Source organism: Archangium violaceum (genome assembly GCF_016887565.1).
Lineage (GTDB): Bacteria > Myxococcota > Myxococcia > Myxococcales > Myxococcaceae > Archangium > Archangium violaceum_B.
The window spans coordinates 12,483,884-12,497,265 of record NZ_CP069396.1 but is presented as its reverse complement, the minus strand read 5'-3'; the positions used below and the strand labels follow the sequence as shown (position 1 = coordinate 12,497,265).

The following is a 13,382-nucleotide window of genomic DNA, read 5'->3' as shown; positions in this document are numbered from 1 at the left end:
GCGACGAGCGATTTCTTCGCCCATCGTACGGAGCGTGGACCTTCTCAGCGATATCCTCCGCGACCTGCGACTCGAGAGCACGGTCTTGAGTGTCTTCGAGCTTCACGCTCCATGGGGCCTGCGGAAGGACGGGCTCGAGGGGGGCGCGCCCTTTCATGTGGTCATCGAAGGGCGCTGCCTGCTGCGAATGGAACACAAGAAGCCGACCGAGCTCACAGCCGGCGACCTGGTCGTCCTCCCCCATGGCGACGCTCACACCCTGTCGTCCTCGGCATCTGCCCCGGTGACACCGTTCAAGTCGGTTCTGCTGCAAAACGGAGTCGTGGAGACGTGGGCGCCGGGAAAGCGGGTCGGCCGTCCCGTCGTCATCCGGTTCGGCTCGGCCAAAGGTGAGGTCGTTCGGGTGATTTCGGGCGTGTTCGCGTTTCGAGACCCACGTCGAAACCCCGTCCTCGAGGCGCTTCCTCCGCTGCTCCGCGTCGCTGGCGAGCACGGTCGAGGCTCGTCGTGGCTTGAGAACGCCCTGCGCCTCCTCATCGACGAGGCGTTCTCCGAGGCCCCAGGTGCGTCGACCGTCGCGGAGCGTGTCGCCGACATTCTCTTCGTGCAGGCGGTGAGGGCGCACATCGCCTCGGTGCAGGATGGTCCCTCGAGCGGGTGGCTGCGGGGGTTCCTCGACCCTTCCATTGGACGCGCCCTGGGGCTCGTGCACGCTCGCGCTGCCGAGCCTTGGACCGTCGAGCGCCTGGCTCGTGCGGTCGGGCTCTCACGAACGGTCTTTGCACAACGCTTTCGCCGTCTGGTTGGCGAGACCGTCATGGCCTACGTCACCAGCCGGCGGATGCACCTCGCGGCCGGGCTGCTGTGCACGAGCAACGACGGGCTTGGCCAGATCGCGGAGCAAGTCGGCTACGAGACGGAGGTGACGTTCAGCAAGGCGTTTCGCGCGTGGGCTGGCGAACCACCTGGGCACTACAGAAGACGAATGCGAGACGCCAAGCGATAGCCACGCGCGCAATGCTCCCCCAAGCAGCAGGAGCGGGGGAGGCGAGCGTGGCGCATGAGGCCGCGGCCAGAAAGGAGCCGCAGAAGGAGAGGACGCCGCGAGTGGACCAGGCGGAACTCCTGAGGAAGACGTTCGACGTCGACGTGTTCGCCTGCGTGAGAGGTGGAGGCAGGCGGAGTGTGTTGGAGTACGTGAAGCAAGCGCGAGGGGTGTAAGCGATTTTGGAGCACCTGGGATTGCCCATGGCAGGTACGCGCCTGGCCCCAGCGCGAGGGCCACATAAGGCCGCGTGGTGTTGAGGCTCGAGCAGCTAGAGCCAACAGGCCTACACCCCCTGTCGCCCCCTCAGGAAGGGCGGAGCAGGCAGGCGTGTACCCAAGGGGGCTCCACGCAGAGTGCACCGGCATGGCTCACAGCCCGTGGGTTGCTGTCAGCGGCCTTCCTCTGCCTCTCTGCTCCCCCCGCTGCCCTCGACATTGTCCCCATTCCTCTTATGCGCAGCACGCCGTTCAGCGCGAACGGGGACTACTGGGTTCGTGGCAGCTCTGCCCCCGATGGTTGGGTCGGGATCTCCGGCTACGTCCGCTGGAACGGGCTCTGCCACTGATCCAGGACTGTAGAGACGCGATGCCAGACCCGCGTCAGGGCAGCTCGAGCCTGACGTGGAAGGTGTAGGAAGCACTGACAGGCTGGCCCTGGAAGGACACGGGGCGGTAGTGGCGGCTCGTCAGCGCGCATGCGCGAGCAGCGCGCGGACGTCCTGCCTCACGGCGAGCCCAAGTCCCGAGACGCCCGGCGCGAGCAGGAGTGGCCGCCTGGGGGCGACGCGCTACTGGGAGTCGCAGCCGGTCTCCTCGACGACGGGGAAGATGTCCTGATGATCGGCGTCTACGAAGGGGCCGTTGAACACGGCGTGCTCCGGGAAGGCCCAGTTCGACACGTGCGTGCCGTCGCGCCTGCTCGTGTACGTGAGCGTGTCCCCAGTCAAGGCCCTGAACGTGATCGAGCCATCCCTGGCGCGCTGGACGCCCGCCACGTCCAGCGCATGGCCATACGGGCCGGAATCGAGGTCGATCTGGACCTGCTCCCCGAGCATCCGGACATTGATCTTATCCGCGGACCCGTCACACCCGTGCTTGATGACGAGCCCCCCCGATTGCTGCGTCAGGCCGATCCACGATCCCTCCAGCTGCGAGGCGAGCTGCAACTCCTCCGGTGTGAGCACCCCGATGCTGCTCGGAATCATCATGGCCTCGTGGGCCTCCGAAGACTTCTCCAGCGCGTTCCTCAAGGTGTCGGAAGGGACATAACGGCTCTGCGCGAGGACTTGGAGGTCGAGAGCCGTCGGGTCACCCTCGTACGTCCCCGTGCGGACCCAGAACTGCGGCGGCGTCGTGCTTTCGAGGGCCGTGCTCACGAACACGCCTTTCCCCAAGCGCTCGCTCTGGTGGACTACGAGGTGACGCCGCAAGACCCGTGTACGCGGCGGCTCGAGCACCACCTGGAGACAGGTCTCCGTCGAGCCCTCGCCTTCACACGTCACGGAGGCGTGGACCAGCGGGCGCCGACCGGGTTCCCTGGCGAGGAGGCTCTCGAGCTGGGTCTGCTCCTGCTCCGCGAACAGACTCCAGAGCAGGTTCCTGGCCTCGGCGTGCTCAGGGTCGAGCGCCGTGGCTCGCAGCGCCGCGTCGAAGCGCTCCTTCACGGGCCGCGTCGAGTCCCCGGCCAGGGTCAGGAGTAGCTCGAGCGTGGGGCGCTCGGCCGATAGCAGCTCGGCTTTCGTCCAGCCCTGGCTGTCACCGCAGTCGATGCGCCACCAGCCGGAGACGGCCTTCTCCTCGACGACGCATCCGGTCCCAATGGGCACCTGCTTGACCACCGTGGCCGTCGTGGAGGCCGTCTCCCGCAGGTTGACCATCGACCCGGAGATGAACACCTGCTCACGGGCGCTGGCCGCGGCGCTGGGCCCTGGCTCACCCGCGGGCATGGTTCCAGGCGCCGGGTCGGGTGATGACCGCGAGGCTCCCACGACGAAGGTGGTGACCGCCGCGCCCGCGCCTACCGCCAGCAGAGCGGCGAGAATCCAACCCGTTCTTCGGTTCGGTGCACCCATGCCCTGGAGCATGGCACGGCTCCGCGTGCTTCGTGCAGGGCGGCCCTTGTCAGCGGCCTCCCCTCCACATGCCTTCTCTCCTTCCTATGCTCCGGCGTCCCGGTGGACAGCTCGGCCACAAGAAACACGAGCGCTACGCGCCTGGCCCCAGCGCGAGGGCCACCCCATGCCGCGTGGTGTTGAGGCTCGAGGAGCTACAGCCAACAGGCCTACACCCCCTCATGCCCGGAGCGCCTGGTAGCGCAGCTCCAGCTCCTGGGGGTAGAGGGGGTGGGAAGGGTCGATGAAGCACAGGTCCATGGGGCCCTTCTACCAGTGGCCGGGGCCGCTCACGCGCTCCGGAAGTCCTCGGGCGGGGGGGTGAGCACTTCGTATCCATCGCGGGTGATGAGCACGGTGTGCTCGAACTGGGCCGACAGGCTGCCGTCCGCGGTGAGCACCGTCCACCCATCCGGAAGCACGCGGATGTCCGCGCGGCCCAGGTTCACCATGGGCTCGATGGTGAGGACCATGCCCGAGCGCAGGGTGATGCCCGTGCCCTTCTTTCCCACGTGGGACACATGGGGCGGCCCGTGCATCTGGTGGCCGATGCCATGGCCGCCGAACTCGGACACCACGCTGCAGCCCTCCTGGTGGGCCAGCTGCTGGATGGCGGCGCCGATGTCGCCGAGCTTCGCGCCATGGCGCACCACGGCCATGCCCGCGTCCCGGCACCGCCGCGCGACGTCCACCACGTGCCGGGCCTCGGCGGACACCTCGCCGATGAGGAACGTGGCCGAGGTGTCGCCATGAAAGCCGTTGAGGCACGTGGTGACGTCCACGTTGACGATGTCCCCGGGCATCAGCCGCTCGTCCGGGCGGGGGATGCCATGGCAGACGACGTGGTTGCGGCTGGTGCAGACCGCCGCCGGAAAGCCCTTGTAGCCCAACTGGCTCGGCGTCCCCCCGCGCCGGGCCGTGTCCTCGCGCACCCACGCGTCGATGTCCGCCGTGGTGATGCCCGGTGCCAGCTTGGACGCCACATAGGCGAGCGTGCCCGCGGCGGCCCGTCCCGCCAGGCGCAGCCGCTCGATTTCGCCGTCCTTCATCAATGGAATGCCCATGGCGGGCAAGATGGCGGCGCCCCGCGCGTGGCGTCCAATGCTGTATCCGCATGGAGCGCGGGCCCGCAGAGGCATTAGACTGGGGGGCGTGAGCCTCACGCACATCCAATCCTTCGTCGCGGTGGCCGAGGAAGGCCACGTGGGCCGCGCCGCGCGCCGGCTCCACCTGTCCCAGCCGCCACTCAGCCGTCACATCCTGTCGCTCGAGGACGAGCTGGGCGCGCCGCTCTTCGAGCGCACCCCCCGGGGCATGCGCCTGCTGCCCGCGGGCGAGGCGTTCCTCACCCACGCGCGCCGCATCCTCGCCGAGGTGGATGCCGCGGTGCACACCGTGCGCGGCGTCGCGGCGGGCCGTCCCGACGACTCCTGAACGGGGGGCCTTGCCGCCCGCCCTCCAGGCTCGGCGTGCCCTGGGAGAACACCTCCCCCCGGGTCTCCATCTGGGCACGTTGCGCCCTGGCCCGAACTGGCGGAGCGGTGCTTTCATGCCCTCGACCATGACCGGATCGAATTTCACGACACCACGGGGCGATGCGCGGTTGCCTCTGCCGGTGCCGCTGCCCTGGGGGTCGGGGTTTGCGTCCTGTCGGCCCCGGAGCTCGTGGTGGGAGCGGTGAGCAGCCCAGGAGGGCGACAGGCGGCGGGGCCGCGAGGTCAGCAGTTGGATCTCGGCTACCCGAACTCGTCCTTGTCCCTGCCGAGCCCCTCACGCACGCAAGGCATCCGGGCGGGAGCGCGCGCACCGGATGCGCCCGTCCTCGGAAGCGCTGGACTGCCCACCCGGCTCTTCAAGCTCTTCCAGGGTCCCCATTGGACGTTGCTCGGCTACGAGACGGCTCGCGACTCGGCACTCCCCCCCCGCGCCCCCATCTGCACATCCATGCCGTCGGACCGCGCGGTGACATCGTCGATGCCCAGGGCCATTTCCAGCGGGCTTACGGGGTGGAGCCGGGTGACTGGGTGCTGGTGCGGCCGGACGGCTACGTCGGCGCGGTGGTCACCCAGCACGAGCTCGCGGCCCTGAACGACTACCTGGAGCGGGTTGGACTGCGCGCCGGGGTGTTCGCGGCTCGAGCGGCTTGAGCAGGACCCGATGATGTCATCGGAGGTGAAGTTGGTCTCGCCACTGCTCTGTCCACTGTGCACCTGCGAGCTGGACAGCAGAGGAGAGCACCACGGTGTGAGCCGGAGCCGCGGCGGGCAGTCCACCCACCTCCATGTTGTTGTTGCAGTAGCCGCCCATGTCTATCTCCACCTTGTCGGCGGCCGAGAGCCGGACGGTGAAGAAGTCGTCGGCGTCCGCGCGTGTGCCCCCCTGAGCGGAACTGAAGAGCACGAAGGCGCTCTTGAGGTCCCTTATTGGAAGCGGCGGGAATCGAACCCGCGCCGGGCGGTGCGAAACTCCCAGCAGAATCGCGCCCTTACCTCGCAACCGCCCGGAATGCTTGGGAGTCGATATCCCGCCGCGTCCCCTCCTGTCCCGCCCCGTTCCAGGTCATTCCGCAGGCTCCTGCGACATACGTGCAACATGGCGGGGGCTGCCCACCTCCCGTCGCTAGACACCCGTGCTGTGGTGCTCGCCGCTCCCGTGGCCGTCCTGAACATGCAGCTCGCTCCCGCTGCCGGGTTCCTGTGCCGGAGCCGCTGCGGCAGGGGGTATCGGCCCCAGGACGTGTCTGACAGAGCGTTTTCTGCAGAGGTTCCACCGAGTTCGGGCATGTCCTCGGGCTGACTCCCCTCGGAGGCGGTGCTCCGCCGACGCCTGTCTGCTTGCTTCGACCCAGGTCGGTTGAGCCGTCAGACAGCGCCTGGATTAATAAGCGGGACATTCACTCTCGTGGAAGGGCACATGCCAAACCGGCAACTGAGCAGCGATGAGTTGGCGCTCGCCAACGAACTTCTCGACAGCGTGAGAGCTGAGCTCAACCGGCTCGCCAGCGGAGATGAAGAGTTACTCTTCGCCTTGCGGCGGAAGGTCGCCAAGGAACTCAGTTACGACGAGCGGAAGAAGCCAAATCCACGGCGCGCGCTGAAGAAGCGTATGCGGGCACGGCAGGGTAACCTCTGCCCACTTTGTCGAGAGACTCTGCCCAAACGCTACTGCGTGCTCGACCGCTTCAATGCTGTGGGCGGGTACGTTGAAAGCAACGTCCGCCTGATCTGCGAGCGTTGCGATCGTAGGGTTCAGGAGGAGCGGGGCTTCAAGTGATGACGATAGCTCCCCTTTGTGCCGCTGGTTCATGCTGAAAACGCCTTGCGCAGGTCTGTTCCTGAGAGAGAGCGAGCGCCTTCCGGTGACGATGCCGAGGGCATGCCCGAACTCGGCGGAACCTCTGCAGAAAACGCTCCGTCAGACATGCCCCAGGCCTCGCCGTCTCCGATCACGGCTCACCGTTGAACCAATCCCAGAACCTGTCTCCTTCTAGCAGTCCACTGATGTCATAGCCGAGGGCAGTGAGCATCCTGCGCGTGGTCGCATAGACATTAGAGTTGAAGGACGACGACTTATCCCAGTAGTGACCAGTCTTGGCCGTTAGCCCCTTGATGACGCCTGCCACGGTTGCATACATCTCCCCTGCGGCGTACACTTCCTGCTCTTTCGTCGAGCTAAGCAGGGCCCAAGCCCGGTGACCATCTGTTAGCTGACTGTGGTTCGGTCGGTCCTTAGTATTGATCAAAGGGCGATCAGGGTGCAGCCGCAGCTGGAACTTTCCATCGTCCAGCTTCGCGACGACAAAAATCACCTTATACAGATCTTCCATCTCCAATCTGGTCATCTTGCCAAACTTCTCGATATCCTTGGGATATGATCCGGTCGTCTTGGAGGCTGGATAATACACTTGGGCGACGTTGCCAGAGGTGGGAGGCATCAGGATCCCCGCCTTGTCGAAGTCTGCATCGCCGATGCGAGGAAACTTTGTGAGGCGCATAAGGTCCTCATCCCAGTGCTGGTTCTTGTATGGTCCTCCGACTGGGGTGATAGTCACCTTCGTGCTAGCGACGTGCTGGAGCTTGGAGTCGACCACATGAGCCGGAGCAGGCGTTTCCTTCGACATGACCTCCGACGTGACCTCAACACCCATGCCGATGTTGCCGCCGGCTGCTGCCCCTATTCCCGCAGCCAGCATGGCGCCTAGTGGCCCACCGATGAGGAAACCGGCCGATCCAAAGATGAGCGCGCCGACTACTCCACCTATGGTGAGACCGGTTGCTCCCGTAAGGATCCGGCACGAACCAGACTGTGCCTGCTTTGCCAGAACGTCGGCATTCAAGGCAGGAAATGCAGCTTGTAGGCGCGAGGCGTCATCTCTCGTCAGCGTGAGACCCGCAGTTTTGGCGACCTCAAGGAGCTCTTCGATCGTCACGGTGTAGTTCTGGTCGAATTCAAGGTCGGTCTGGAGGAGCCTGATATTCTGGACGAAGAAGACGCTCTGCTCCACCAAGACGCGGTTCACGCTGCGGACTCGGAAGCGCGTATGACCGCCGTCGCTATCAGGTGCTTCCCCGACAGCAATGTAACGCTCGTTGAAGCCCTCAAGTGCGATGGAGCAGAATCCAGTCCCCACGACACGCAGTTCCTCGTCACGCTGAGCCGAAGTAATCCAATCGTTCGAGTATGGCGCCTGCGCTTGCACGTACCAATTCGCGTCGTCTCGCACGCTTACGTATAGCGTCTTTCCATTAGGCGCGTTCTTGGGCGACAGCGCAACCACCCCATCCCGCAGCTTCACAAACGTCCACACGAAAGAGGATTCGTCCGAGGCATCGCAGTTGAGGGACGAATTCAACCAGTGATAGGAGATGCGGAGCTTGCCCCGACCTGCTCTAGAGTAAGCGCTCGGCGGACCACACCTTCCGAGTGGGGGAGGAGCCGTTCAGGGTCGCGTTCCAGGAGGTGTCGACATGGGACGCAACACGACAGAAATGGACGCAAAGCTGGCGAGGGCCGCGGCAAGCAACTACTGGACGGAGGCCGAGGCACAGGCGGTGCTTGAGGCCTGTGAGGCGAGCGGGTTGTCGGTGGCGGAGTTCGCCCGCCGCCATGGCCTGGGTGCACAGCGGCTGAGGTGGTGGAAGAAGCGGCGAGCCGAGGAGACGGGTCCATCGCTCTCGTTCGTCCCGGTGCGCGTTGCAGCGACGCCGTCGAGGGAAGCGAGGGAGGCACCGGCGGGCCCAGCCAGCATGGAGGTGGTGCTGGACAGGGGTCGGCGCATCAGGGTGGAGCCGGGTTTCGACGCGGGGGAGGTAGCGCGGTTGGTGAGGGCGTTGGAGGAAGCATGCTGACGCTGCCCGCCTCGGTGCGAATCCACCTGTGCACGCGGCCGGTGGACATGAGGAAGTCCTTCGACGGGCTCTCCCTGTTGACGAGAGAGGTGCTGAAAGAAAACCCCCTGAGTGGACACCTCTTCGTCTTCTTCAACCGCACGCGCGACATGGTGAGGATTCTCTGGTGGCACTCCGGGGGCTTCTGTCTCTTCTCCAAGAGGCTGGAGAAGGGCAGCTTCCGCCTGCCGCACCCGCTGCCGGAGGACACGGGCGCCGTGACGCTCGAGGCGGTGGAGCTCACCCTGCTCTTGGAGGGGATTGATTTGAAGGCCAGCGTCCGTCGGCCGCGCTGGCAGCCCCCACCCCTGGAGTCACCTGTCTGAGAAAACCTCTTGCGTTGAGGGGCCGGGCCGTGGCTCATGTCCCGTATCATGAGCGGCGAGGCCCCCGGCAAGAAGACGACGGATGTGCACGGCGTGGCGGCGCTGCTGCGGGGGCTGCTGGCCGAGGGCCAGGAGGAGCAGGCCATTGAGCTGGTGGTGGGGCTGCTGACGCAAATGGTGGAGAAGAACACCGAGTTGGAGCTGCGCCTGCGCAAGGCGATGCGCCAGCGGTTTGGCCGCACCAGCGAGAAGCTGTCGGCCGAGCAACTCTCGCTGTTTCTGACACAGCTGGGACAGGAGGACGCTGGTGCTCAGCAGGCGCAGGCGGCGAGGCCTGGCGCCGGGGAGGCTGGCGTCGCGCAGGGCGCCCCACCCCCGGCCGAGCCGCCCAACAAGGAGTCACGAAAGAAGGAGCGCAAGGGACACGGGCGCCGCCCGCTGCCCTCCCACCTGCCGCGCGAGCAGCGCGTCCACCAGCCAGCGCCCGAGGCGCTGCGGTGCGAGGCGTGCGGGCGGGACAAGACGCGCTGTGGCGAGGAGAAGAGCGAGACGCTGGAGTGGGTGCCCGGCCACTTCAAGGTGATTGAGGAGGTGCGTCCCAAGTACGCCTGCCGGCCGTGTGGTGACGGACTGGTGGTGGCACCTCCCGCCGACAGGGTGATTGAGGGGGGCTTGCCCGGGCCGGGTCTGGTGGCGCACGTGCTGGTGTCCAAATACAAGGACCACCTGCCGCTGCACCGGCTGAGCGGCCTCTACGCGCGCCACGGCGTGCAGCTGCGCACCTCGACGCTCTCGGATTGGGTGGCGGCGGGGGCCGACCTCCTCCAGCCGCTGGCGCGGGAGGTGGGCCGCAGGGCGCTGGCCTCGCACGTGCTGCAGAGCGACGACACGCACCTGAAGGTGCTCGACAGGGAGCACCCCAACGGACTCAAGCGCGGGCACATGTGGGTGTACCTCGGGGACACCACCTGGGCGGCCTTCGTGTACACGCCGGACTGGAAGCAGGAGGGGCCGCTGTCCTTCCTGGACGAGCGCCGCGGCTGGCTGCTGGTGGACGGGTACAAGGGCTACGACAAGCTCTTCACTCGCGAGGGTGCCACCGCGGTGGAGGTGGGGTGCTGGAGCCACTGCCGGCGCTACTTCGTGGAGGCCTTGGAAGCCGGGGACACACGAGCGGCGCTGCCGCTCTGGCTCATCGGCCGGCTCTTCGAGGTGGAGCGAGAAGCCGACGAGCAGCAGGTGGACGAGGCCGAGCGGCTGCGCAGGCGTGACACCCTCTCGCGCCCCGTTACCGAGCAACTGGGGCGCTGGGTGGCCGACACCTACAACCGGGAGCCGCCGAAGAGTCCGCTGGCACGAGCGTGTCTCTACGCCATCAACCAGTGGAAGCCCTTGAGCCGCTTCCTGGAAGATGCGCGCCTGCCCTTGCACAACAACGCCTCGGAGCTGCGGCTGCGGGAGATTGCTGTCGGCAGGAAGAACTACTTGTTCGCCGGCAGTGACGCGGGAGCCGAGCGCGCCGCGTGTGTGTACACGCTGGTGGCCACCTGCGTGCTGGCTGGAGTGGACCCGTGGGCGTACATGGCCGACGTGCTGGAGAAGCTCTCCCAGGGCTGGCCGCAGCGCCGACTCGAGGAACTGCTACCGCCCATGTGGAGAGCCGCGCGCCAGGCCGCCGCGCAGGCTTTCTCTGCCTCGCCCGCGACGACCTGAGCACTGCTCCTCCAGGTCGAACCAGACGACGCGCCCCCTACCATATCTCCGTCTCCTCGCTGCACCGCTCCGCCGAGCGGATACGCTCTAGACCTGAGCTCCGCCTCCATTACCGCTCCCGGCTTCGCTACCTCGAATAGCCGCGCAACATCCCCGCTAATGGCCTTCGTCGTGCTCATCGACTCAATCCCCTCCACAATGTTCATGTTTTGTAGAAATCAACCCCCAACCAAAAAAATCAACACTGAGGATTGGAGAAATTTCCTTTTTGACTTTCCGCCTTTCTCTTCAACGACAGGAAAGGTAGGGCACTCCTGCGGGCGGCGGGCTGGAGCGATGAGCCTCTTGGCTGTCTTGAGATTCAACACCACGCGGATTGGGGTGGCCTTCACGCAGGGGCCAACCGCACACTCACCGTGGGCCCCAGGTGCTCCCAAATCGCTCTCACCCCTCCCGCTCCCTTCACGTCCGCCAAGACCCGCCTGCATCCACACATCACGCAGGCGAACACGTCTAGCACGGTGCCCCCCCTTGACAAACAACTCAAGAGCGCGACGACATCTGAGCAGATTCAAGCGTAGCACCTGGGACTGCCCACGGCAGGTGCGAGCCTGACCCCGGCGCGAGCGCCACCCCAGGGCGCCTGGTGTTGAGGCTTACGCCGCCACAGCCAAGAGACCTGATGCCCCTGCCGCTCCCCTCATGGGAGGGCGGCCTGGGCAGGCATGCCCAAGGAGGCTGCGTGGCCTCTCCACCGGCCCGGCTCACTGCTCGGCCGCCACCCGTCAGCGGCCCTCCTCGGCCCCTCTGCACCAGCCCTCCCCCTCAACACGGCCTCTATCCTGCCTATACGCCGCAGCATTCCTCTCCCCTTCGGTTCCAGCCATCCCCCTCCTCAGGTCCCCATCCCTCGTATTAATTTTTGAATTCGGCATTCCATGCTATCAGGAGCTGTTCGATTGAACGGACATTTCCTGGAGGACTCATGGTTGGTTCTGTGTGGCGGCATGCTGTGTTTGCCGCTTTTTTGTTTACCGGTTCTGCTTCCGCGGCCCCTTTGCTTATCACGTCCGTGGAGGCAGACCCGGCCGCGGGCAGGCTCTACATCTACGGCGAGGGTTTCGGTACGGTCACGCCTACCGTCAAGTTCGCCGCTTTCCCGGCCGGAGTGCTCGCGCAACAGGATGCCGCCTTGACGGTCAGCATTCCCTTCGGACTGCTCAAGTCCCCGGGGACATACCTGCTCACTGTCTCCACGGGCCCCGGCTCCGAGCAGAACTCGGCCTTGGCCGTGACGGTGGCCGCACCCGGTGCGAAGGGCGACACGGGCCCCGCCGGACCCAAGGGTGACACCGGTCCAGCAGGTGCGACGGGGGCAAGAGGCGATATCGGTCCTGTCGGCCCACAAGGTCCCCAGGGCGTCAAGGGAGACCCCGGAGTGGCTGGTCCGCCGGGCGCCAAGGGAGACAAAGGAGACCAGGGGGAGGTGGGTCCCGCTGGCCCGATAGGACCCAAGGGCGACAAGGGCGACAAGGGCGACAGAGGGGATGTTGGTCCGGCGGGAGGTGGCTTGGATTGTGCCGCGCAAACCGTGACTGGACGTCCTGTGCGCGGGGCTGTTTTTGGGGGAGGGTATACGTATGAGGGAACGATCAGTGTGCCAGCGCTCTCGGACGGTCAGGTTTCTGTCCGTTGGGGTTACCCAGCCGGAGGGCCCGCCACTTCCAACGGAGCCAGGTTCCTTGTCCAATGCCGGAATGGCATCACGTCCATCCTGGATATATACGAGGGTTGGCCTCCGTGACCCCATGACCGCGGGCCGCTCTCCGGCAGGTCGACCACAGAAGGACAGCTGCCCCGCTCAGCCACCTTCCCTGGCTCGGGTGTTCGCCCACGCGACGCGTTGATGAGCCGCGACGGGCTCAGGACTCCGAGTGCTCCGTCTCGGGCTTCATCGTCCCCACCAGGGCCAGCAGTTGTGCCACCACCGTGGTCAACGTCTGGCCCTCGTGTACTCCCGCGGACCCGCCGATGCTCACCGAGCGCAGGCTCCTGGGGCTGAAGTCCCCCATGATATTTCTCCGATGGGCTGACGCGGCGGCATAGGCCGGCTCGCCCAGGGTGGTCACTCATGTACTCGCGGGAAGAGGACCGAGCGCAGGCCCGTACGAAGTGTTTGACACCTTCTCGGGCAGCGACTCTGGGGCGAGTCAGGTCGAGTTCTTCGTGGATGGGGTGTCAATTGGTCTGGGTACCGCCGCCTCTCCCCCCTACTTCTACGTCACGTGGGACGCCACGGGGGCGGCGCTCGGCGCGCACACGCTGACGACGATCGCCACGGATGTCCACGGCAACGCCGCCACTTCCAGCCCGGTGACCATCGCCGTCGACCACACGTCCCCGACCCTCGCCATCACCTCACTCTCCTCTGGTGCAACGTTCACCGGCATCGCCCCCCTGCGGGTGGACACCACGGACGATGTCGGTGTCGTCTGGGTCAACTACTACTGGGATGGGGTGTACCTCGCGAGCGTCCCTCCGCCCTTCAGCGTGGACTGGGACGTCGGCGCGGAGGCGCGCGGCTCCCATACCCTGGAGGCCGTGGCCGTTGATGCGTACGAAGTGTTTGACACCTTCTCCGGGGAGGGATGGGGGCGCCCGAGAGGGTGTCAAAGGACTCGACACGCGGGACTCAAGCCACGGAACGAGACTGGGTGTCCCTATGAATCCCCAAGTCTTTCCAAGGACTTGGAGCTGGCTCGCCGGGTGCACTGGGCGTAGCGACTCGCTCGTTGGGG

Annotated in this window: 13 protein-coding genes and 1 pseudogene; 9 read left to right on the top strand and 5 right to left on the bottom strand. The window is 66.2% G+C overall.

The window, feature by feature from the left end:
- Positions 1-34 precede the first annotated feature (34 nt).
- Complete coding sequence (locus JRI60_RS49955; protein ID WP_204223203.1) at positions 35-1,006, top strand: AraC family transcriptional regulator; 972 nt, start codon at positions 35-37, stop codon at positions 1,004-1,006.
- Between the two features lie 829 nt (positions 1,007-1,835).
- Here the strand turns inward: JRI60_RS49955 and JRI60_RS49950 are convergent.
- Both JRI60_RS49950 and map read right to left on the bottom strand, forming a co-directional pair.
- A complete protein-coding gene (locus JRI60_RS49950; protein ID WP_204223202.1) occupies positions 1,836-3,131 on the bottom strand; it encodes a hypothetical protein in 1,296 nt (431 codons plus the stop codon).
- 317 nt (positions 3,132-3,448) lie between these two features.
- Positions 3,449-4,222: a type I methionyl aminopeptidase gene (gene map / locus JRI60_RS49945; RefSeq protein WP_204223201.1), complete on the bottom strand. Its 774-nt coding sequence runs from the start codon at positions 4,220-4,222 to the stop codon at positions 3,449-3,451.
- A gap of 88 nt (positions 4,223-4,310) precedes the next feature.
- Here map and JRI60_RS49940 point away from each other — a divergent pair, with 88 nt between their 5' ends.
- The 3 genes and pseudogenes from JRI60_RS49940 to JRI60_RS49935 all read left to right on the top strand — a co-directional run bounded on the left by JRI60_RS49940 (position 4,311) and on the right by JRI60_RS49935 (position 5,305).
- On the top strand, positions 4,311-4,592 hold the full coding sequence (locus JRI60_RS49940) for a LysR family transcriptional regulator (protein ID WP_204223200.1): 282 nt from the start codon (positions 4,311-4,313) through the stop codon (positions 4,590-4,592).
- An 84-nt stretch (positions 4,593-4,676) separates the two neighbouring features.
- Positions 4,677-4,838 (top strand): annotated as a pseudogene (locus JRI60_RS55300) (DUF6310 domain-containing protein); the annotation flags it as partial.
- Between the two features lie 194 nt (positions 4,839-5,032).
- Entirely contained in the window at positions 5,033-5,305 is a 273-nt protein-coding gene (locus JRI60_RS49935) for a hypothetical protein (RefSeq protein ID WP_204223199.1), read from the top strand.
- Positions 5,306-5,321: 16 nt separating this feature from the next.
- Here the strand turns inward: JRI60_RS49935 and JRI60_RS49930 are convergent, their stop codons facing one another.
- On the bottom strand, positions 5,322-5,558 hold the full coding sequence (locus tag JRI60_RS49930; protein ID WP_204223198.1) for a hypothetical protein: 237 nt from the start codon (positions 5,556-5,558) through the stop codon (positions 5,322-5,324).
- A 513-nt stretch (positions 5,559-6,071) separates the two neighbouring features.
- Between JRI60_RS49930 and JRI60_RS49925 the strand changes: the two genes are divergently transcribed.
- On the top strand, positions 6,072-6,431 hold the full coding sequence (locus JRI60_RS49925) for a hypothetical protein (protein ID WP_204223197.1): 360 nt from the start codon (positions 6,072-6,074) through the stop codon (positions 6,429-6,431).
- A gap of 172 nt (positions 6,432-6,603) precedes the next feature.
- Here the strand turns inward: JRI60_RS49925 and JRI60_RS49920 are convergent, their stop codons facing one another.
- Positions 6,604-7,953 carry a hypothetical protein gene (locus JRI60_RS49920; protein WP_204223196.1) on the bottom strand — a complete coding sequence of 450 codons (1,350 nt, stop codon included), beginning with the start codon at positions 7,951-7,953 and terminating at the stop codon, positions 6,604-6,606.
- 172 nt (positions 7,954-8,125) lie between these two features.
- Between JRI60_RS49920 and tnpA the strand changes: the two genes are divergently transcribed.
- Genes tnpA through tnpC form a run of 3 tightly spaced genes read left to right on the top strand, consistent with a single transcriptional unit; the run spans position 8,126 to position 10,584 of the window.
- A complete protein-coding gene (tnpA, locus tag JRI60_RS49915) occupies positions 8,126-8,506 on the top strand; it encodes an IS66 family insertion sequence element accessory protein TnpA (RefSeq protein WP_204223195.1) in 381 nt (126 codons plus the stop codon).
- Positions 8,500-8,871, top strand: a complete 372-nt coding sequence (gene tnpB, locus JRI60_RS49910; protein WP_204223194.1) for an IS66 family insertion sequence element accessory protein TnpB — start codon at positions 8,500-8,502, stop codon at positions 8,869-8,871. Before tnpA ends, tnpB begins: the two co-directional genes overlap by 7 nt.
- Before the next feature lie 36 nt (positions 8,872-8,907).
- Positions 8,908-10,584, top strand: a complete 1,677-nt coding sequence (gene tnpC / locus JRI60_RS49905; RefSeq protein ID WP_204223193.1) for an IS66 family transposase — start codon at positions 8,908-8,910, stop codon at positions 10,582-10,584.
- A 1,922-nt stretch (positions 10,585-12,506) separates the two neighbouring features.
- Here the strand turns inward: tnpC and JRI60_RS49895 are convergent.
- Positions 12,507-12,656, bottom strand: a complete 150-nt coding sequence (locus JRI60_RS49895; RefSeq protein WP_204223191.1) for a hypothetical protein — start codon at positions 12,654-12,656, stop codon at positions 12,507-12,509.
- 100 nt (positions 12,657-12,756) lie between these two features.
- On the opposite strand from JRI60_RS49895, the gene JRI60_RS49890 reads away from it, so the two are divergent.
- A complete protein-coding gene (locus tag JRI60_RS49890) occupies positions 12,757-13,365 on the top strand; it encodes an Ig-like domain-containing protein (protein ID WP_204223190.1) in 609 nt (202 codons plus the stop codon).
- Positions 13,366-13,382: the final 17 nt, after the last annotated feature.